This is a genomic window from bacterium (assembly GCA_023382385.1).
In the GTDB taxonomy this organism is placed as follows: domain Bacteria; phylum Electryoneota; class RPQS01; order RPQS01; family RPQS01; genus JABWCQ01.
This window is the reverse complement of the sequence record JAHDVH010000001.1, coordinates 1-19,591: the sequence shown is the minus strand read 5'-3', so window position 1 is coordinate 19,591 and position 19,591 is coordinate 1. Positions and strand designations below refer to the sequence as shown.

Here is a 19,591-nt window from a genome sequence, read left to right as displayed (position 1 = left end):
CGCAACCCTATTTCCGGACAACCTTCGTCTTCGTCGCGTTTAGCTTCGCCGTTGAGGTGCCCCGCTCCTGAAAACACAACCGGTACCAGTGACCCGATCGCACCGGGATCTCCCACTGCGTGTATCCGCTGTCGTTCAATGTCGCTTCCGGTGAAATTACCCACAACGTATCACCCGTCGCTAATCGCTGAACCCCCATCGCCGACGTGTCAAATCCAACCTCCGCATAACACACTAACGATTCCGGAGCCGACACGCTGACCCACAAATGCAGGTCGAACAAGCCTAATACCGAATTCCCCGTCACTATCGGCTGCGGCAAAGACCGTATCCAATTCCCCGCCGACAACGACGTATCTGCCGCGAAAATCGTCCGCGGCGTCTCCTTGTACGTCTGCGCCGACACCGCCCCCGTCAACAATATCCCCAACACAATTACCGTCACCATCTTTCGCAACATCGAGTAGATCTCCTGAAATAGTTTCCCGCCACCGCTCGAAACAAGCCCCTGACTGCTCCGGTAGACGTTCTTTCGACCCTTCATAAACCGCGAAGCAGATGACCCGTCCACCACATTCCCCAACACCTGCCGCAACGCCTTCCCCAACGGCTGCCACCCCGCCCGCGGATTCACACCCAATGAAAACATCATCGCATAGTTCACCGGCTCCGTGTCATCCCCCCAACCACCATCTCGCCCACTCCCACATCCAAACGGTCCGTGAACATGCCGCTCCATGTCGCGGTGCGGCTCGTTGATATGACCGCCCTGCTCTATGTCCACCTCATGCTGATTCCCTGTCCGACGAGTCCCTACCGCTATCTCAAACTCGCCAGATCCCAGACTCCGCGATTCCACCGTCAAACTCCGCCGAAAAACCCCCCGCGCAACCGGAGCTATGTCCGATGCCGCCTGACGAACCTCCACAAACCTCCGACGCAAAACCTGCCGCGCCGATCCGTTCGCACGAACCACCCGCCGACGCAGCTCCACCCGTGCCCGACGAACAGAACTCCGGTCAATGATGATCTCAAAACTCATAACTCAATCCTCACCCGCCACTTGAAACCGATCACCCAGTACCGGCCGCTCTCGTGCAGATAAAACCCGTCCGCGTTCGCCGCGTTCAATACCTTCTCCTTCTTCGCAACCTTCGCGCTCATCTCGATCTGACGCTGCTCCTCCAACATCAACTGATACGTCAACCGCTCCTCAAGCACCGTCGTATAGCCCGGACGAACCCCGTATAATACCTCTATCCAGTGCCGCGTGCCGCCCGACGCCCGCGCGATCTGCCATGCCCGAAACACCTGAGTCGTCCGGGCTATGATTTTCCCACCGCCTCCTCCACCTCCGCCGGAACTACTTTGTCGAACAATGACGATCCTTGCAAGGATTGCTCGACCCGAAACAACAACTCCTTCCGCAATTCGCTCGTCATCTCCTCAAAGGGATCCCCCGATCGGTCCTGATACACATACTCATTCCCACTGGGAGGACCCCACTCCCACAACTCGGACAATTCAGCCGGCGGACGTATCAACCGCCGAATCTTGAAACTCCCGATCGCGTATTCCGCATCCGCAAACTCGTGAAACACCCGAACCCGACGATCCGGAGGAAGACCTCCCTTCTCTTTCTGCATCTCCTGCTCTTCCACCTCTGTAATCGTCGTCAACGGTCGCTCACTCGTATACTGCCGAATCGCCATCTGATCCGCCGCACTCACCGGTTTCACCCGAAACACCAACTCCATCCCCGCACGCGAAACACTCTCCGGAACAAACTCCCGCTCGCCGGAACTCGCAATCCGACGCAATACCGCACTAATCGTTTCCTTCATCTAATCCCCGCCTCCTTGTTTAACTCGAAAGCGTCAACAACGAACGCTCCCAAACAGACGTGAACTGAAACTGCACCGGCTGCTCGATGTTATCCGTCGAATCCCCTTCCATGTTCGCCAATGAATCGTGTGACGTGATCGATCCGCCATAGTGAAGCGTCAGCTTCGCCCACACTTGACCCGCCGCCGCCGCCGATGCCGTAAACTCCGGATATTCATTGTTCAACTCCACCACACACAAACACAACGACCGGTCCGAAGCCAGATACCCCTTCCGGTTCTTACCGCCCGGCGTCCAGTTCGACCCGTAAATCGCACGCATGAAATCGTCGCCCGGATCATTCACGATCTCCGCCGCGGCGCCCGTCGCGCCGTTCGCCACGCGAATCCGGCCTATATTCCGCAACGCCGTCAACGTCACCGACGAAGACTCCCCGTCATTCGTCTTCCGCTTCAATATCGTCCCCGATACAGACAATATCTTCGACGACACCTCAGACACCGGCAAATCCACCGCGCCCGGACTCATCCCCGCCAATGGCAACGGCATCGGGATAAATGTCACCCGGTAATTCGCATCATCCGTATGCGGATAATCCCCGTTTGTGTTGTCCAAAATAATCACGCGATCCGATGCCGTGTAGCCGTCCCCCAAGTGAGAAATATCGTCCCACGGAACCGGCTCGCCATTGTATTCCACGATCGGCAAAAACTTCCGAACCGATGCCGAACCCTCCCACGCTGCCGCCATCACAATCACCGTGTCCGTCGCCAACGACGTATACCCCGTCCCCGTCGGATACTTCGTGCCGTCACCAACCACCACATCCGTAATCCCCCCCGTCGCCTCCGTCTCGCGAACACCCCCGTTGAACGCCTGCCACGTCGCGTTCAAACCCAAAAACCGCGTCAATAACTCCGCGTCCGCGTTCGCTATGTCCGTCTCCTCGCTCGTCGAATTCTGATACGGAAACAGTATGGCGTACGTCGTCTCCGGAAGCGTCGCCACGATCCGCATGGGATCTCTCGTAAACATCTCTTACCGCCCTTCTATCTGAGTGACTTCTTGTTGACCTGACTTCCCTGAAACTACTCGCCCTTCGGCTTCGCAGACTCCTGCGGCCCAAGCTCCTTGAATCCCGCCGACAACAAGGCCGACCGATAAGCCTCCGCATGCTCCTCCAAAAGCTCCAGCGTCGGACCCTTCTTCTCGAACAACAACCGCCCAACCTGAACCTCGCCAAGCTTCTCCGGCCAACTAAACTTCACAACCTTCATCGCCTGCTCCTGTCCTTTATCTCGGTTAAAATATCTCCAAGTTCACAACCATTGCATAATCCCGAGCGCCCTCCTCGCCATCCACCCGCTCCACTCCCACCCCCTTCACCCGAAAATCATACGCCGGAACACGCCGCGGAGAGGATAAATCATGATAGTCCCAATACTCAATCCAGACACCTGACAACAACTCCTTCCCCGCCGTATCCACAAACCGATCCACTTCCTCCACCGGATTCACAAAATCGTCCGAATCCTCCGCCCAAAAATTCGGAAAATAGATCAGCCGCAAGTTCCGCTGCCGTAAACTCCGACCTAATACCAACCCCCGAGGCTGAACCAACACCTGATCACACACAAACCCCGGCTTCGTCAACGTCGGACCCAAATCCATGTCTATCTGGAAATTCACCAACTCCGACGTCCCCGCTGTCTCCGGACTGAACAAGTATCCCGTCTGATAGTGACGGTAATACAACCACCGCAGCAAAGACCATCGCTGCGAACGACCATGATACTCGTGCAGCTTCATTCAGACCCGGACAATATCTCGTCCCGATACGGATTGTGATAACCAGCAACCTGAACCGGTCCAGTCGCCTGACCAGCCCCGGAAGATTGCTGTGTATCCCCCAATAACTTCCCCAATGCGTCCTTCCGGTACATGTCAGACAACATCCGCAACTCCTGCATCTGCTCCACCGATAACCGGTTCTTGTTCCCCGAACTTAATCGCCTACGGTGAAATATCGAACATCCCATCCATGCTATGGGAAATATCAAACTGTCGTCCGTCAAAAACCCCCCAAACAACACGCGGCACTTCACCGATCCCAACTTCTGATTCCCTGTCACAGAAATCCGAATCACCAAATGATCCGCCGGATACGCGTCCACATAAATCTCCGTATCCCACGTCAATGATCCACCCGTCCCGGCACTCCACAAACTCCCCGCCTCCGGATAATCCGGATGCGCATCCAAATAAAAATCAAACTCGCCGGGACCATCCTGAGACTCCGACTCCAAATCACGTGAAAACCTCAACAACAACGGACGGCCGGACAGCGGGATCGGCAATGTCTCTACCACCGCCGCTCCCGCTCCGCTATCCGCCACCTTCAAACTGTCGTCCAACACGGCATTCTCTACCAATCGAAAATTCCCGCGGTCCATCGCCCGAAAATTGATGTCAATCTCCAGCGGAACCAACCGGCCCCCACTGATTGACCCGCCAAACGCCGTCAAAGCCGCCTGAATCAACGACACCTGACCGTCCGTGTCCAAGTCAAATCCGTTTAACTCGTCACGAATCACTTCCCGCAACCGCAGAAACCTCGACTCAAGGGCCATGCTGTCCTCTTCCAAGTCAAACTCTACCTTACCAGTTTACCAACTCGACCGTCGCGTTTGCCTTCGAGGTGGTCCCCTCGTACGCAATCACCCGAACCCAAATCTTATACGGCTTCTCGCCCAACGCCGACCAATCCCACTTATGGGACCAATAATTACGAAATGCCGTAAACTGTGCAGCCGTCCGCATAAACTGTCTCGCATAGCCCGCCCGGGCATGCTTCGGACTCAACTGATAATCCACAAACAACGTCACAGAATCCGGAGGTGCCGAACTCGCCACCGAGTCGTATTCCAACCGAAATCCGAAATTCCCAAGCAAATGCTCCACCACGATCCCCGCCGACGTCAACGTATCCCCGTTCACCAACGTGTCGAAAATCGAAATCGTCGTCGGATAAATCACCTTCGCCGAAAAATACGCGCGGCTCACCGCCGGCTGCTGCGGAGATCCCCATACCTGCGCCAATGACGGAATCTGAAGCATCAGCACCAACAAGACTATCCACCACATCCGCTTCACGGATCACTCTCCTTTCTGACTGTTTCACCTTCTTATCAAGGACGGGAGTCCGGACGCAGCCATGATACGGCCGGACCCCCTGAGTGCCCCTGATGACTCCTATGCGCCCGGCGCTCCGTCCATCACCTGAATCATCGCCACCGACTCCAAGTCAAACGGCTCAATGCAACGCAAATTGTACAACGTCGCCACATTCCGGCCCGTCGGACGCGTCACGTCGCTCGCATTCAGCTTGTACTCCTTCTCAACCGTCAACGTCGGCGCCCATACCGTCTTGTGAACCATCGCCCGACCCACCGATCCACCAATCACCAACCCCTGCGGATACAATGCCGACGTATCGGCCGTCCCGATCGATGCCAACGGAACAGAACCCGCCGCCTGCTTTATAATCGCTACACGCTCGCCGCTCCCCGGCAAACGGATCGTTCCCACATAGCCCGGATCTCCCGTGAACCGAACATCGTCGCCCGTCTCGTACAGCTTGTTCTGATGCTTCTCGTCCGCCCCCAATTGCATCAACAAGTCACGCGGGAAGGATGCCGCCTCAAGCGGCTGATTCCGGTCGTCCAGCAAGGCCGCCAACGCGTACAACACCTTGAAGATCGGATGCGGAACCGGGGACGTTCCGAAAAATCCGCTCGTCACCGCCGACGCGTTCGCATACTTCAGATAGTTAGCACCTGCGTGCGGTGTGTAAAACTGTCCGCCAGTCTGGTCAAACCACCACCAGTACTTCAGCGCATTCGTCGTAATATAGCGCGCCTTGCCGCGAGCAACCTCGCGCGTCGCAACGTCCCATGCGGCCGACTGACGATAGCGAACGTATCCCTTCGTCAATGCCGTGAACAACCCTAAAATCGTGTCGTGGTCGTCCACCAAATCCATCAACTCCATCATGTGCTCGTTGCCCATGTTCTCCAGACGCAGCATCCGCCCGCCGCGTGACGCCATCAACTCCCAAGACGTCGGACAATGAAACATGTAGCCGCACGACATGAAATCGAAAAAGTCCACATCCACCCCGACTTCGTATCCAATCCCGCCTTCCGCTCGCGGAACAATCCCCGACTTCAGCGTGGACAACTTCCCGCGCGCGTCCGCGTCAAATCCCTTCGACTCCGCCGACGATGTCACCAATGGCAGTCGAAATGTCAAATCCGGAGCCGGTCCGGGCTGGGACAACCACGTATGCGAACGCTTCCGTCCGCGTAAACGCAAAATCTCCGCAAGTAGCGCAATCGGCATCACCGCCGACGCCCGACCCAGCAAACCATCATCCACCGGAGCCGTCACCACCGCACGGTCCCCCGCCGTATTCCCCTGATTCACACCCAACGGCGTCGACAGTGAAACATCCCTCCCGCGATACAACGGATCCCGCGGACCAGACGTCCTGATGTCCGACAGCATCACCGAGTCCAGTCGCACTCGCTCCCCCGTCTCCGCATTCACAACTTCAGGAGTCGTCGGGTCAAACCCGTTCTCAACCTCGAATTGAATCCGGCTGTAAGCCTGATACTCCTCCCAGTGCGACATCGGACGCTTGTGCGCAAGCTGAAACTCCTCCCGAGCAAACTCCATCGCCTGCTCCACAATATCGACCTTCAAGCCGCCATTGTCCGCATTCAAAAATCGCGGCGGCAACTCCACTGTCCGCAACGGAACTTGCGCTGCAGCACGTCGCTCGCGGTGACCCATCCGCAAACCGCTATTCCCTGCATTCTTTCCCATCTCTCTATCCCCTTATATCTGTTGTTTTCCCTTCGTTCGCTTCCCGACTTATCCCCTAACGGCCAAGCACCGCCGACGCCGCGCGGCTCACCACAGACCGCCGAACCGACTCGCCATCCTGATGCTCCGGGCGCTCGCTCTCGCCCTGCGACCCGCCCGAACACTTCAGACCACACGCACTCAACGCCGCGTCAATCTTCGCGATCCCCTGCTCCTTCGTCAAACTGCTCAGATCCGCCGTCGCGATCGCCGCGTTCAATGCCATCTCAGGCAACTTGTGCTGAACCCCATGCGCTCGCATCGCCGACAACACCTCCGCCTTGCGATCCTCCAGATGCTTCTGAGCCGACAAAGCCTGTTCCATGACCTCCGGCCTCGACGACAATAACTGCTCGACCTGTTCCGGCGAAATCTTTTCCACAATCTCGTCAACCTTCACATACCCGATCAACCCCCTGTGCTTCAGCACCACCTCCGCCGGCGCCGACAACACAATCTCCTCCACCTTCTCAGGCTTCGAGAGCGCCGCGGACACCCCCTTCGTCGTTTCCTCCGCGATCACCCGCTGAACATCCTTGTCCGCAAGCATCGCCTCAATCGTTTCAAACTGGTACCGCATCGCCTGTTCTCCTGTCTCTATGTTTTGACCTGCGCTTAATGCCATCATCTTCTCAGCTGCCGCCTCCTCCGTCCCCTGATTCCGCACAAAATCCAACGACGTCCGCTTCGGATGTCGAACCTTCAAAATCCGCTGCGTCTGCTCATCAAACTCCAGACCCGTCGGATGACGCAAGCTCATCGGAAAATCCCGCTCCATCGTTCCCATAATCATCGCATGACGCAAACTGCTCCGCAGTTTCGTCTCGTCCGCCTTCGGATAAAATATCACCGCCGGCTCGTCAACCCCACCAAAACCTCCACCCAAACCCGACAACTCGCTCCGCATCCCAGCCCAGACTATCGAACACGGCGGCTCATGCCATTCCTCGTGCCCAATATGACCACGATACATCGGAGCGCCGACTAAACTCTTCGTGTAGAAACCGCTGTAATCCCCCGTCGTCATCCACAGACCGTACCACCCAAACACCCACGTCTGCTCCCCGTTCACCAACTTCCCGCGGTCCAAAAATCCCGACGCTAAAACCAACATAGGATCAGAACCCAACCGCTGCTCCTCCCCCAATATCCGATCTAACTTCGACCCGAAAATAAACTCCAACAATGCGTCCCGTCGATCCGATACAGACAAACTCAACTCCTCGCACCGAGCCGCCGGAAGCGTCAATACTAACTCGTTCCCTATCTTCTTCATGTCTTTCTCCTCTTAAGGGTGCGGGCGGGCGGCAGCTTATCTGTGCAAGCAGACCAAGTTCTGCCGCCCGCACCGAGCCGCCGGAAGCGTCAATACTAACTCGTTCCCTATCTTCTTCATGTCTTTCTCCTCTTAAGGGTGCGGGCGGGCGGCAGCTTATCTGTGCAAGCAGACCAAGTTCTGCCGCCCGCTCCCGCGGCGGGGGAACCCTATTGACCTTCCAACTCCAACGCGCCCTTCACGAACGCAAAATAACTCTTCCCCGTCCGCACTCCCCCTGAAAACCAGATCTTCCCGTGCAACGAGTTCAACTTCCCGACAGCGTAATCCACCAGCTTCCCGAACAACCACCCCTCCGCCACCTCCGGGATCCACGGAATGTCAAACGTCTCGTTCAAAAATTCCACCACCGCCTTCCGCTTCTCTGCTCCGCTCGCACCACCCAATTCCTGCGCAATCTCTTCCACCGCGCGCACCAAACCCGTTGCCGCTTCGTAAAGCAACACTGCCGCCTGAGCAAACTTGAACGCCTTCAGTTTCGCCCATGCGGCCCGCAACTCGGCCATCGCCTCGCCGAATTCCTCCGTCAGTCTCGCCTTGATCTGCTCAACAATGTTCATCTTCCGCTCCTGCTTTCTCCCGCCAAACAGACGGGCTATCTTCTTCAACAACTTCATCGTCTCGATAACTCCAAAATCCTACGGTCCAATTCCCCGCTCCGAATCAATCCGTAGTTCACTTCCGTCCGCAATACCTCCGCAGACGCCGCGTCGATCTTCTGCATGTATTCCGAAATCGTTATCTGTAGTCGCATGTTCGACTGCTCCAACGCCCGATATTGCATCTCCACTGCGCTCTTCAACGAATTCAAATCCTTTCGCAATGAATCCGCCTCTGCACGATGTACATAAGTCCCTGACTTCCCCGGAGATACCCACTCCACCGCCTGCAATCCCCCCAACACAGAAACACCCACAAACACCAACGTCACGATAAATTTCCCCGTGCCGTCCAGCCCGCGGAACATCGATAACAACACCTGCCGATTAGAGTGCTCTTCGTTCCGCACCTCTCGATCTTCTCCGTTCATGGACGAGATGCTTCTCCCTTTCGATAAACTGTATCCCTAAGCATCACCGAACTGTCTAACAAAGCAGACATCGGCAACCACAAATGCAAATCCATCTCCCCGCCATCCGCACGCACAACCCCCACTGTCGCTATTGCCAACACCCCCAATAAACTGTCATACCCTACTGAATCTATCCGCACCCACACCTCGCGAGTGTCCGACGCCACGCGCGCCTCATCCACATACGCCCGCAATGCCTTTGCGTCCGCATTCGGCTGATCCTGCTGCCACGGACGAACAGCCTGACACATCCCCACAGACATGCTCACCAAACAAAACCATGTCACGATATGCCGGTACACCTATCCTCCAAACCCTTTCCGACCACCCCAACCCGCGCGCCCGTACGACATCCGCGAAGAAACCCGACCATACGCCCCACGCCTACCAACTAAATCCACCCCAAAAGTCGGCGCAACATACAAACTATCAAACCGCTCTGACTGCTTTGACACAAACGCAATCAACCGCTGAACCTCTTCCGCCCGCAAGCTATCCGTGTCCGTGTAAAACGTCTCATACGCCCATGACTCGCTCGCCCCATGCTCCTTGTACCATCCAAACGCGTAGCCGCCAGAGTCGCTGTATGCCGTATTGAACCGCACGAACGGGCCAAGTCCGTTCTCCTGCAAATACGTGTTCGCATACGACATGTTCCCCGCGTTGCCTGTCATACCGATCACTTGGTCACTCGCCCCGTGAATATCCAACACAAACTCCGGACTATACGTCAAAAACACGTCCCGAAGCGCCCGCGTTTCCGGCTCACTAAACGCCGAATCCCCGCCCCATTCGTAGTGCCCCTCCGCATAGGGATTCAGATCCCAGTTCCAATCCCAGTTTCGGTTGAGGTTTACCCCGTTCGCATTCATCCGCTGACCCAAAACAATTCCATCCGGGTTCATTTGAGGAACAATAACCCACCTAATCTGATGTCCCGGATTTTGCGCGATATACTTGCACATACCCAGTGCAATCGTAGACGTGTAATTCTCACTCGACCCGTCATTGTCCCCATGCAGAGCCGCCTCTAAAAGAATCGTCCGCCCAAACTGCGCCGGCGAAATCACCATTGCTCCGATGTCCCGCCCTTCTACCGACTGCCCGATCACCACGTAGTCATGGGAATAAGCCGTGCAGATAGCCTGCAACGAATCATTGACAAAATCATAAAGCAGCGTGTCGTGCGGAACCGCACCGCTCCACGGCTCGAACTCCGTGTAGAGCGGAAAGTCGCTCTGCGCAGAGTCCCCTGCCAATCCGTAGGTATAGAGACTCAGCACTTCCGTTGCTGACAGAGCACGGCTGAATAATCCCACCTCGTCAATCAGCGCATTGGTCATGACCCCGACGCCGAGGTGCTGCGAACCGATTGTGAAGTATGCGGCCTTGCTCGCAATGCCGGACGTGTGAGCCGTAGGTGTGCTGGCAAGCACGCCATCCACGTAGAGACGAATGTCCGTATCGTCGTAGACCATTGCTACGTGATACCACGTGGAATCATTGTAGAGCGTGTCAGTTGAGAAAACATCTACCTGAGCGGCTCCATCATTCGACAGCGTGCCGCCGAATTTGATTTTGCCCGCACCGGTCCCGGTAATAGTCAGCCGCCATTGCCGGTTACCGCCTCCGCCCGCCTGATACTTTCCAGTAATCGTTTCCAGAGTTCCAGCACTCGGCACAGTCATGACCTTCACCCATGCCGCCGTCGTCATCGTCTGATTCGCGCCGTTCAGATTCAGCGCGGTCGAATTAGTCATACTCAGGTAATACGTGCCCAGCGTTCGACTCGCACCGAAATAGTCAACCGGAGTGTCATCACTCCGGCGGAGATATCCGTTTGCCACAGACGGAGGACGTAGCGTGTCCGCCGTGCCCGCAGAGCGGTCAAGTTCCCACCCGCAACTCGGCCCGTTCATGAACCACGCACCGACGCAGTTTGCGTCCTGCGTAAAATCCACAGCCGCAACCGCGCTCGTGTCGGTCAGGTAAACCATGACATACGGCTTTGAACCGGAGTTTTCCGTTGTCAGAAAACGACACGTCTCCGTATTCCCCGGCGAGTTGTGCGTCGGTTCTTTCAGCACAAACGAAAAATTCTCTTTGCCCGCATTAAAAGAGTCCGCGGCGGAGAGAAACCGCCATGAGTAATACTGATTGACCGAACTCATGGTGTTGGTCTGTTCGGCATTGGAGATATTCCAATCTCCGCCCGCCGTGGACCAGTTCGAGTCAGCCTGTGCAATTGTGGTGGAGTCTACAGCCAATCCGTGACCGCGCACGTTCCAGTTACATGAACCGAACTGATACGCGCTTGACCCTGTGCCCTCAACCCACTTTGTGTTAGTGGGGATTCCTGACACCGTGACGTTTGTGCCCGTCACGGCTGTGCAGTAGATGCAAAATATCAGGGAGTCCAGTCTGTGACCGGGATTAGCGAGTTTCGCCGCACCGAGGTCTATGTTGAAATTGCCCACACCGAGTTGCGCATTGGACGTGTGGTGCCCAATGTCCATAAAATCTCTACCGCCGTAATTATTCAGGACCGCCGCCGCAACCTGAATTATCTGCGCATCCCACATCTGGGACGCACCCACAGAGTCCACCACGTCGCTGGCCTGCACCGACCCCGACCCACACACCAGACACACAATCAGCAACAACGCACGCCAGCAGCGCGGCCATGTCAGCCTCGCCTTCCTGCGACGAAACAACGACCGAAACAACTCCATATCGCGCTGATCTTGTCTCATGGATTATTCCGCGATGTCCTGCTCTGAACTGTCCTTCGTCGTCACGCCCTGCTTCCCCTTCTCTAAGGACTCTCCGGGCGACTGATACCTCTGAATCGGACCCAACTCCCGAAGCTCCTTCTGAATCTGCGCATACTCCTGCTCCCAATCCTCCTCAGACGCCTGACGCGACTCAATGTATTCCGTCCGCCGCGACAAACTCCCCGCACTGATCTTCGACAAATCCCGCTTCGTCTTCAAATTCAAATCTTCAATCGACACTTCCGGAAATACCACATCCCACCGCACGCCCGCCTTCCCGTGATACAATAACTCCAAATTACCAACCGGACGGATAAACTGGTACTCCTCCAAAAGATTGTAATGCCCGATCTGGGCCTTATGCCGGCGAATAATCTGGTCCAATATCTCGCCGGTGACATTCTCTAATCCCAACCCGAGCATCACCATCGGATATACCGTCAACCCCAACAGCATAATGTGCAGATAGATGTCGTCTATCCGCATCAACTGGTGGTTCTTGCCGTCCAGCAAATACATCTTCCCCCCGTGGATCGTATACCCCTGAGCCGCTGACGGCTGATGATTCTCCATCAATCTCCGATGCTCCGCTACCGACTTCCCGTCCACATCCTCATTAAATTCCGATACCATCCGCGCAAACGACGACAAGGTGCGGCCTATCCCCAAATCCTGAATCGCCATCTGTACCCGATTGTAATCCGACCGAGCCGATGACAAAACACCCCCACATCCATACCCCGTCGCCATCCGCTGCATCATCGGCTTCAACCGCGAATGAACCACCTCGTGAACCCCGAAATACACCGGACTCTGCTCCCTGTCCCGCGGAACCCGATATCCTATCCCTGAACCTGACCCTAATAGTCCCGCGTAAATCCTCCCCCCGGACTGATCTGCTATCACAACACCCTTCGTTCCATGCCGGGACTTCTTCTCAAGCTCCAACCACGGCGTCTGCGCAAAGGCCCGCTCCGGATTCTCAAAAAACCCCTGACTATTCGTTAGCCGAAACATCTGATATTCCGGCAATAACCGAATCCCCGAAATCTCCGCCACCGCACGCTTTCGCCGCGGACGTGCGTTCAAATCAATCACTCGAAACACGTCGCCCGTCAACAAAAACCTCGTCAATAACTCCGCCCGACTCGCCTGATAATTCGTCCGCGCAAAACACTCCAATAGTATCTCCCGCGCAACCCGATCGTCGCATCGTATGTCAAACGGCTTTTGAGTACAGTCCACCCCCATAGCATCCAATCCCGCCGACACAATCGATGACCCCTCGTACGCACCCCACGCGTCCTTGTACCGGCCCCGACGATGCTCCTCAAACTCGAACACCTTCCAGCGCGTCTCAAGCTCCCGATCCGACCAAAACCATGAGTAACCCCGCGCACCCTCCTGCTGATCGCGTAGACTCCCCATGATCTGCCGCTGCGCTTCCGCTAATGGATCCGCAGACAATCGCAGTCGAAGCTCACGTCCCAGAGTCTGAAACCGATGCCTTAGAGACATCTGTGTCCACCCTCCGACGCTGTGCCACCGGACGAAATCGCTGACCATCGTATTCGTACTCCATCCCGCAACTGCATCGAATCCGCTCCCCGCTCATGTATGCTGTTAAATCCAACAGATGCCCACGGCGACACTTCTTATTGTAACATCTCAACGTCCTGTATCTCGGCGACGCCATCTCCCCTCCTTTCCATCCCCTCTTATCCCCCGACTACCAACTCCCCCAAATTCACCCGCCGGGACAATAAATTCTCTCCGTCGGACACTTCGTTCTCTTCCCCCATCATCGGCAACCAATTATCAAAACTGATTGAAGCCTGCTTCAATACCTTCTCTGTTCCCCGCATCGCATACGCCCAACTAAACACACCATCCACCTGAGCGTCCAGCACCCCCCAGCCCCGCGACTTCTTCACCTTCAGCCGATCCTCCTCCAGTGAATCCTCTTCAACCTCTAAGTACTGAATCTCCCGACGCAAAAACTCGATCTCGGGACTCTGACACAACCCCCGGTCTATCATCTGACGCAAATGAAGCAAGCTGCGCATTTTTTGTTGAGCCGAATTCGGGATATACTCGATCAACTTCTCCCCGAACATCTGCGTCAACGGAACGTAATACTGCTGACCGAATCCTTGATCGATATATACCCGCTTCACATCAAACGTCCGCACCAAATACGACACAAAATCTATGATGAACACCGTCACATCTTTCGGGCTATACCGGCTGTCCAAAAATCGCTCAGGGACTCCACCCTTCTTCCGCGGCATCAAACTCTTGCCAGACCGAAACCGCTCCATCAACCGCAACGGACAATAACCAGACGGCTCCTCCTCCACCAAACTCACAACTGCATAGTCCGCACGGCTCGACTCAACTCCCGCATTCCCGTCTATCGATAGATAAAATCTGCCCCGAACATCCGTATACGATAACGGCTCGTCGTAAAACCCCTCGTCCCGCGAATCCATAATCCGCTCCGATAACCGGATCTTCCGCAACTCCCCATCCTCATCAAGACGTATCTGAGGCAAACTGTCGTTGAACATCCGCCGCTGATGAGTCTCGTTGAAAAACAACCCCCGCGTCGATTCCGGTATCCCTAAAAACTCCTGCCGCCATACATGCTCCCGACCCGTGTCATACAACTCCCGCTTCGTCGAAAGCAGGTAATCCACATCCGCATACGGATTCTCTACCGACGGAAAATTGTGAACCACGCACTTGTACTGAAGCATACAACCGCGGCACTTCCCCAAATCAAACTTCACCCTCCCGCCTGAACCACGCAACACCTCCGGAACCGGCTGCTGATTCCCAAACAAAACCGGACGACGCAAGTCATCCTCAAACTCGTAAACCTTAAACCCCTCCTCGTCAAACGAATACCACTGCTGACACCGCCCCGTTGACGCTGACGAATACCGGGTCCATACATCTCCCGTCTTCCCGTACGGAGTCGTTAATAACTCCAACGACTTCCCGCTCCCTGCTATCAATAGCATCGGCTCTAACACTTCCGTCACATAGTCATCGCGCGGCAAAAACGCCGCCTCGTCAACCTTGATCCGGATAATCCCCCGAAACACCTTCCCGTCAACCGTCAACGTCTTCGCGTGCTGGCCGCGCGCCGCGGCCGTCGCCGGACGTATCAGCAGTCTCGCCCCATTCGTCAGCACTATGTTGGTCTTGGTCGTCAATGGAGATAACCGCGTCTCGAAAAATGGATCCGCCATAAACCCCTGACGAACCTCGTTCACCAATTCCCAAGACTGCTCCTTCGTCGGAGCCAAAAATAACCCCACAAACCGGATCGGACTCGAAACATTGTTCACATATCCCTTCGCATGCGGCATCGCTATCGCCGCACGCGTCATGTCGTCCGCCTCTAAAACTGTAGACTTCCCAACACCGCGACCGCAAATCGCCACCTTGTCCTGATGCGGACACAACATATACACCATCTGGGCAGGATAAGGAATCCTGCCCAACCGCTTGCCAATGAACATCGGATGCAGCAACTTCCGGAATAACTCCCGCGGCGCATCCTTCTCCCGTATACTCATCCCCTACTCCCGCAACGCCATCCGCTGCTCCTTGCTTACAGCCGGTCGTCGCTGCCCTTCCTCCACGAACACATCGCCTTGATCTTCAGAACCTCCCTTTGAAACAGATACCGCCGACTCGCGCAACATCTCCTCAATCGCAAGCTCTGCGTCAATCCCCGAATCCTCTTCATCAAGAGCATCCTGTATCCATGTCTCTATATTGAACCCCAACACACTCCCCAACTCCCGCCGTGCCTTCTGTGAAAAAGCCGACGACTCCTCGATCTCGACTACCGTCTTGTGAAACTTCATATTCCCCGACGCAATCCAGTCGTAAATCTTCGCGTCAGACGGCGTGAATAAACTCTCCGAACTCTGCAATTTCGTCAATTGCTTCATCCCCACATCAGAACCCTTCAACGCCAATAAGTGGTTCACGATCGCCCGCAACGCGTTCAACGCGTCAGTCTCGCTCTGAATCAATCCATCCACATACATCCGCCCCAGATTCCGCCGGCAGATTGACAACTCCTCAACACTGAAACTCTTCAACGTCTCCGTCATCACCGACTTCACCAGTCCAAACTTCTCCAATAACTCCGCGACAATCTTCGGAACAGCCGCCTCCATATCCACCAACGGCACAGCCCCGCCAACCTGCGGCAAAGCAAGCGGCGGGGCCATGTCCGTCTGTGCAGACGGCGGGTCTGGGGAGAAACCTTCTGCCATCACACCCCAATCCAAAACAAAAACAACGCATAAACAAACGCACAAAAGAAAACCCTGCGCCTCGCAGGGGAAATTTGTTCAAATGTTCTACAAACCACTATCGTTTTATATTGACAATGTCTATTATTTTGTGTATCTTCTCCTCGTCAACAATTCTATCCAACCAACACAAGCCATGCTAATCTTTGATATTAAGGCGTTTGACAAATACCTAAAAATCCTGTCTGCCAATAAATACGGAGGAAACTCCAACCTCCGCCGGCTGATCCTCGAGACACTCCCACTCCAGTACGGACCACAGCAGTACTTCAACATCCGCCGGGACATGACACAACATCCTACCATCCAGATCCCTAAACTCATCGCGGAACTCATCCGCGCGCTGGACATCCCTAAGTATAAATTCATGGAATTCATCACAGAAAACCCACAGGAAACCCCATGAGCAACTTCGTCCTACTCTACCTTCTTGTCCTCCTCGGCTGCTCTGTCAGCTGCTACTACGTCGCCGAATCCCGTGGAAGATCTGGCTTTCTACATGCCATCATCGCCGCCAGCCTCGGGCTTTTAACCCTTAGCCCTTTCTTCCTCTTCGGTCTGGGCGCGCCGGCATACCTCCTCTTCGTCGCGCTGCTTCCCCATGCCAAATCCCCCTGCCCAAAGTGCGGCAATCTGCTGGTCCACACCGCCACCATCTGCCCGCACTGTCAAGCTACACTCCTCAAACCCTGATCCAACCAGCCAGACAAATCGGCTGCGGAACACCAACGGAACACCAACTTTTGTCAAGGTGTTCCGTTTTTCTTTATGTTTTTATTATATTTAACAATAAATGTAACGCCAACTCACCAACTTTTCTCCAAGTCCACCACCTTAACATCCATAAAAATCCTACGACGAGAACACTTCAAAAACTAAGTCTATATATATTATATATTTATATTATAATATACTCTTAGAAAACTCTGTGTCGCGTTCCTGCCTGTGTCCCCGGAAACGTGCAAACCCCTTATATTATCCAGCCAGATCGTGAGTTGGCGTTCCAACCATCCGCAACTCCATTAAAATCTTCGGACTGCTTCACCACACAGCATCCAAAGTTCGCGTTCCAAAGCTTGAGTTGGCGTTCCAAGTGGAACACCAACGGAACACCAACTTAAAAAGCGGCCCAAATGTTCAACCCACACCCGCGCGAACAGGGCTTTTAGAGGTCGCTTCCGCCTAAATTCCCACTGGTCACACATAAGATACTATATTTTAGAGCCTTGCGTCCTCTCAACCCAAACAACCCAAGTCAAGAAAACTTGCCTACGCAAGGTGTCGGTAATATATAATTACCAACACTTCACACGGTTGGCAAGTTTCCACCAAGTCTGACCCCGAAAAACAATAGTATTCCAAATTCTCTCCTCGCTGACCACCGTCACCGTCACCCGGCTGACCGCGGCTGGACCGTCACCGTCACCGTCACCCGGCTGCACCGCGGCTGGACCGTCACCGTCACCGTCACCCGGCTGCACCGCGGCTGGACCGTCACCGTCACCGTCACCCGGCTGACCGCGGCTGGACGCGGGGTCGAAAAAACACTAATTAAAGGCAACTGACCCCCGGCGAAACAACGGAGAGGTGTTACCACGTAAAAAAAAATAAATAAAACAACATAAAACCATAAAAAACAGTGCTAACAAATTATACCAATACACTATTTCCTATTGACAAAATTAATAATACAATGTATATTAGTCCGTCGGTAGTTGGTCAACCACTAAACAAAAAAGACACAAGAGGCAGCCATGAAACTCTCCACCACGCGCGAAAACCTACTCTCAGCAATTCAAACCCTAACCTCACCGCCCAAAAAATCAGCGCTCCCGATCATCCAGTCAATACTCGTGACTATCGATTGCGACAACAATGTAACCCTACATGGAACAGACTTAGAAAATCATCAGGAAACTCCGCTTGGTTGCTGGTCCATAACGGCCGGCGCCGGGCGCGCAATGATCGACCCTAAGCAGACAACCCCGATCCTAAAGGCGTTGCCCAAAGACACACAGATTGACCTCTCTTGGGAGAAAAAACTACAACGAAACAAAATTGACAATTTTCTCTCTTACACCAAACAACAAGACAGCCCAAGTCAGCATATCCATGACCGACGGACCAGAGGTTTATCCGTTTATCCCAGCGCTCAAATATCCGACGCAATCAACAAAACTCCAGCTTGCGCCGATCATCGAAAAACTCAAGATCTGTCTGTCTTATGTGTCTCATGATGAACTCCGGCCTCAGATCAGCGGCGTATTGTTTGAGGTTGAAACCGATAAAATTTCATTGACGGCAAGCAACGGTCACATTCTGCACCACACAGAAACTCCAGCAATCACAAGATTTAATGACACAAAAACCTCTTACTCGTTTATTGCGTCGAGACACACTCTACAGCAACTCATATCCGCAATCGGAAAGATCAGCAAGAAAAACCGTTCAGAAACTCTCGAGATCTGGTCTTCCTTTAGTGATGAACAGAACTGCGCCGTCAATCTGGTCGAGTTTTCTTGCGGAGGCTTTCGTCATATTGCAGAACCCGTCGAGGGTAGATATCCAGATTACAAGGCGGTAGTCCCGTCAACCCCTGACACAGGAATTCTCTATGCCGATCCAGAGGAGGTTGATATTTCTATATCGAGCGCATTGCCTATTTGTTGCGAGGTAAATCCGTCTATCAGACTTTCCCTGAATGGATCTGTGGTTATGAAAGTTGAAAATATTGGTGACGGGAAATTCTCCGATTGCGAATTGTCCTCCTGTCATTGGGCGCGCCACAATCCGGATAATGTTCTCTGCTCGGACCAATTTGATATTTGGTTCAATCCTCATTACATCAGAACAATCCTCAATTCGTTTAGCTGCAACCGCATTCTCCTCGAATTGAGAACTCCTCGATCGGCTGTAATTGCGTACACTCCGGAAAATTCGGACAGATTTTCACTGCTAATGCCGGTCGATCTTTCCCAATAGTCGAAACCCGGCCGCGGCCGGGTCTGCATGAGGTTGCTCCTCATGCACTGACGAGACAAGCAATCCAACAGAGAGGAAAATCATGGAAATTTGTCTGTATTGCGGCGCCGGTCAGCCGGGTGCAGGTAGATCCTGTCCACCGCGGCGCCGGTCAGCTGGGTGCAGGTAGATCCCGTCCACCGCGGCGCCGGTCAGCCGGGTGCAGGTAGATCCCGTCCACCGCGGCGCCGGTCAGCCGGCTGCAGGTAGATCCCGTCCACCGCGGCGCCGGTCAGCCGGGTGCAGGTAGATCCCGTCCACCGCGGCGCCGGTCAGCCGG

21 protein-coding genes and 1 other RNA gene are annotated in these 19,591 nt (G+C 54.7%); 3 read left to right on the top strand and 19 right to left on the bottom strand.

The genetic code is table 11. The annotated features are described in order from the left end of the window. Positions 1-7: 7 nt before the first annotated feature. The 17 genes from KJZ99_00110 to KJZ99_00030 all read right to left on the bottom strand — a co-directional run bounded on the left by KJZ99_00110 (position 8) and on the right by KJZ99_00030 (position 16,206). The gene (locus tag KJZ99_00110; protein ID MCL4304303.1) at positions 8-1,042 is read right to left on the bottom strand and encodes a hypothetical protein; all 1,035 of its coding nucleotides are present in this window, start codon (positions 1,040-1,042) and stop codon (positions 8-10) included. Next, entirely contained in the window at positions 1,039-1,311 is a 273-nt protein-coding gene (locus tag KJZ99_00105; protein MCL4304302.1) for a hypothetical protein, read from the bottom strand. Before KJZ99_00105 ends, KJZ99_00110 begins: the two co-directional genes overlap by 4 nt. 14 nt (positions 1,312-1,325) lie before the next feature. Next, a complete protein-coding gene (locus tag KJZ99_00100; protein MCL4304301.1) occupies positions 1,326-1,844 on the bottom strand; it encodes a hypothetical protein in 519 nt (172 codons plus the stop codon). A gap of 19 nt (positions 1,845-1,863) precedes the next feature. Then, on the bottom strand, positions 1,864-2,862 hold the full coding sequence (locus tag KJZ99_00095) for a hypothetical protein (protein MCL4304300.1): 999 nt from the start codon (positions 2,860-2,862) through the stop codon (positions 1,864-1,866). 71 nt (positions 2,863-2,933) lie between these two features. Beyond that, the gene (locus KJZ99_00090; GenBank protein ID MCL4304299.1) at positions 2,934-3,122 is read right to left on the bottom strand and encodes a hypothetical protein; all 189 of its coding nucleotides are present in this window, start codon (positions 3,120-3,122) and stop codon (positions 2,934-2,936) included. 25 nt (positions 3,123-3,147) lie between these two features. Further along, a complete protein-coding gene (locus KJZ99_00085) occupies positions 3,148-3,654 on the bottom strand; it encodes a hypothetical protein (protein ID MCL4304298.1) in 507 nt (168 codons plus the stop codon). Beyond that, complete coding sequence (locus KJZ99_00080; GenBank protein MCL4304297.1) at positions 3,651-4,475, bottom strand: hypothetical protein; 825 nt, start codon at positions 4,473-4,475, stop codon at positions 3,651-3,653. The genes KJZ99_00085 and KJZ99_00080 overlap by 4 nt, the downstream gene beginning before the upstream one ends. A 28-nt stretch (positions 4,476-4,503) precedes the next feature. Beyond that, on the bottom strand, positions 4,504-4,998 hold the full coding sequence (locus KJZ99_00075) for a hypothetical protein (GenBank protein MCL4304296.1): 495 nt from the start codon (positions 4,996-4,998) through the stop codon (positions 4,504-4,506). 99 nt (positions 4,999-5,097) lie between these two features. Next, on the bottom strand, positions 5,098-6,732 hold the full coding sequence (locus tag KJZ99_00070) for a hypothetical protein (GenBank protein ID MCL4304295.1): 1,635 nt from the start codon (positions 6,730-6,732) through the stop codon (positions 5,098-5,100). Between the two features lie 55 nt (positions 6,733-6,787). Further along, positions 6,788-8,047, bottom strand: coding sequence for a hypothetical protein (locus tag KJZ99_00065; protein ID MCL4304294.1), 1,260 nt, complete (start codon positions 8,045-8,047; stop codon positions 6,788-6,790). Positions 8,048-8,256: 209 nt separating this feature from the next. After that, positions 8,257-8,724, bottom strand: a complete 468-nt coding sequence (locus KJZ99_00060) for a hypothetical protein (GenBank protein ID MCL4304293.1) — start codon at positions 8,722-8,724, stop codon at positions 8,257-8,259. Beyond that, the gene (locus KJZ99_00055; protein MCL4304292.1) at positions 8,721-9,137 is read right to left on the bottom strand and encodes a hypothetical protein; all 417 of its coding nucleotides are present in this window, start codon (positions 9,135-9,137) and stop codon (positions 8,721-8,723) included. The genes KJZ99_00060 and KJZ99_00055 overlap by 4 nt, the downstream gene beginning before the upstream one ends. Then, positions 9,134-9,481, bottom strand: coding sequence for a hypothetical protein (locus KJZ99_00050; protein MCL4304291.1), 348 nt, complete (start codon positions 9,479-9,481; stop codon positions 9,134-9,136). The genes KJZ99_00055 and KJZ99_00050 overlap by 4 nt, the downstream gene beginning before the upstream one ends. Further along, positions 9,482-11,932: a hypothetical protein gene (locus KJZ99_00045; GenBank protein ID MCL4304290.1), complete on the bottom strand. Its 2,451-nt coding sequence runs from the start codon at positions 11,930-11,932 to the stop codon at positions 9,482-9,484. It lies immediately after the preceding gene. A 3-nt stretch (positions 11,933-11,935) separates the two neighbouring features. After that, positions 11,936-13,471, bottom strand: coding sequence for a hypothetical protein (locus KJZ99_00040; GenBank protein ID MCL4304289.1), 1,536 nt, complete (start codon positions 13,469-13,471; stop codon positions 11,936-11,938). A gap of 200 nt (positions 13,472-13,671) precedes the next feature. Next, positions 13,672-15,540 (bottom strand): hypothetical protein, encoded by a 1,869-nt coding sequence (locus KJZ99_00035; protein ID MCL4304288.1) that lies wholly within the window; start codon positions 15,538-15,540, stop codon positions 13,672-13,674. A 3-nt stretch (positions 15,541-15,543) separates the two neighbouring features. Beyond that, a complete protein-coding gene (locus KJZ99_00030) occupies positions 15,544-16,206 on the bottom strand; it encodes a hypothetical protein (protein ID MCL4304287.1) in 663 nt (220 codons plus the stop codon). On the opposite strand from KJZ99_00030, the gene KJZ99_00025 reads away from it, so the two are divergent. Beyond that, positions 16,205-16,696, top strand: a complete 492-nt coding sequence (locus KJZ99_00025; GenBank protein MCL4304286.1) for a hypothetical protein — start codon at positions 16,205-16,207, stop codon at positions 16,694-16,696. The genes KJZ99_00030 and KJZ99_00025 overlap by 2 nt on opposite strands. Before the next feature lie 122 nt (positions 16,697-16,818). Here the strand turns inward: KJZ99_00025 and KJZ99_00020 are convergent, their stop codons facing one another. Continuing rightward, on the bottom strand, positions 16,819-17,040 hold the full coding sequence (locus KJZ99_00020) for a hypothetical protein (GenBank protein MCL4304285.1): 222 nt from the start codon (positions 17,038-17,040) through the stop codon (positions 16,819-16,821). Between the two features lie 545 nt (positions 17,041-17,585). Further along, entirely contained in the window at positions 17,586-17,771 is a 186-nt protein-coding gene (locus tag KJZ99_00015; protein ID MCL4304284.1) for a hypothetical protein, read from the bottom strand. 631 nt (positions 17,772-18,402) lie between these two features. On the opposite strand from KJZ99_00015, the gene KJZ99_00010 reads away from it, so the two are divergent. Together KJZ99_00010 and KJZ99_00005 are read left to right on the top strand one after the other, a co-directional pair. Further along, complete coding sequence (locus tag KJZ99_00010) at positions 18,403-19,272, top strand: DNA polymerase III subunit beta (protein ID MCL4304283.1); 870 nt, start codon at positions 18,403-18,405, stop codon at positions 19,270-19,272. Beyond that, positions 19,271-19,337: hammerhead ribozyme type II (locus tag KJZ99_00005), an RNA gene on the top strand. Before KJZ99_00010 ends, KJZ99_00005 begins: the two co-directional genes overlap by 2 nt. The last annotated feature ends 254 nt before the right edge of the window (positions 19,338-19,591 follow it).

Excerpts from the sequence above, each read along its gene's own strand:
- KJZ99_00110 (MCL4304303.1), bottom strand. The coding sequence starts at position 1,042 with ATGAGTTTTGAGATCATCATTGACCGGAGTTCTGTTCGTCGGGCACGG.
- KJZ99_00100 (MCL4304301.1), bottom strand. The coding sequence starts at position 1,844 with ATGAAGGAAACGATTAGTGCGGTATTGCGTCGGATTGCGAGTTCCGGC.
- KJZ99_00095 (MCL4304300.1), bottom strand. The coding sequence starts at position 2,862 with ATGCGGATCGTGGCGACGCTTCCGGAGACGACGTACGCCATACTGTTT.
- KJZ99_00090 (MCL4304299.1), bottom strand. The coding sequence starts at position 3,122 with ATGAAGGTTGTGAAGTTTAGTTGGCCGGAGAAGCTTGGCGAGGTTCAG.
- KJZ99_00085 (MCL4304298.1), bottom strand. The coding sequence starts at position 3,654 with ATGAAGCTGCACGAGTATCATGGTCGTTCGCAGCGATGGTCTTTGCTG.
- KJZ99_00080 (MCL4304297.1), bottom strand. The coding sequence starts at position 4,475 with ATGGCCCTTGAGTCGAGGTTTCTGCGGTTGCGGGAAGTGATTCGTGAC.
- KJZ99_00070 (MCL4304295.1), bottom strand. The coding sequence starts at position 6,732 with ATGGGAAAGAATGCAGGGAATAGCGGTTTGCGGATGGGTCACCGCGAG.
- KJZ99_00065 (MCL4304294.1), bottom strand. The coding sequence starts at position 8,047 with ATGAAGAAGATAGGGAACGAGTTAGTATTGACGCTTCCGGCGGCTCGG.
- KJZ99_00060 (MCL4304293.1), bottom strand. The coding sequence starts at position 8,724 with ATGAAGTTGTTGAAGAAGATAGCCCGTCTGTTTGGCGGGAGAAAGCAG.
- KJZ99_00055 (MCL4304292.1), bottom strand. The coding sequence starts at position 9,137 with ATGAACGGAGAAGATCGAGAGGTGCGGAACGAAGAGCACTCTAATCGG.
- KJZ99_00045 (MCL4304290.1), bottom strand. The coding sequence starts at position 11,932 with ATGAGACAAGATCAGCGCGATATGGAGTTGTTTCGGTCGTTGTTTCGT.
- KJZ99_00040 (MCL4304289.1), bottom strand. The coding sequence starts at position 13,471 with ATGTCTCTAAGGCATCGGTTTCAGACTCTGGGACGTGAGCTTCGACTG.
- KJZ99_00035 (MCL4304288.1), bottom strand. The coding sequence starts at position 15,540 with ATGAGTATACGGGAGAAGGATGCGCCGCGGGAGTTATTCCGGAAGTTG.
- KJZ99_00025 (MCL4304286.1), top strand. The coding sequence starts at position 16,205 with ATGTCCGTCTGTGCAGACGGCGGGTCTGGGGAGAAACCTTCTGCCATC.
- KJZ99_00030 (MCL4304287.1), bottom strand. The coding sequence starts at position 16,206 with ATGGCCCCGCCGCTTGCTTTGCCGCAGGTTGGCGGGGCTGTGCCGTTG.
- KJZ99_00010 (MCL4304283.1), top strand. The coding sequence starts at position 18,403 with ATGACCGACGGACCAGAGGTTTATCCGTTTATCCCAGCGCTCAAATAT.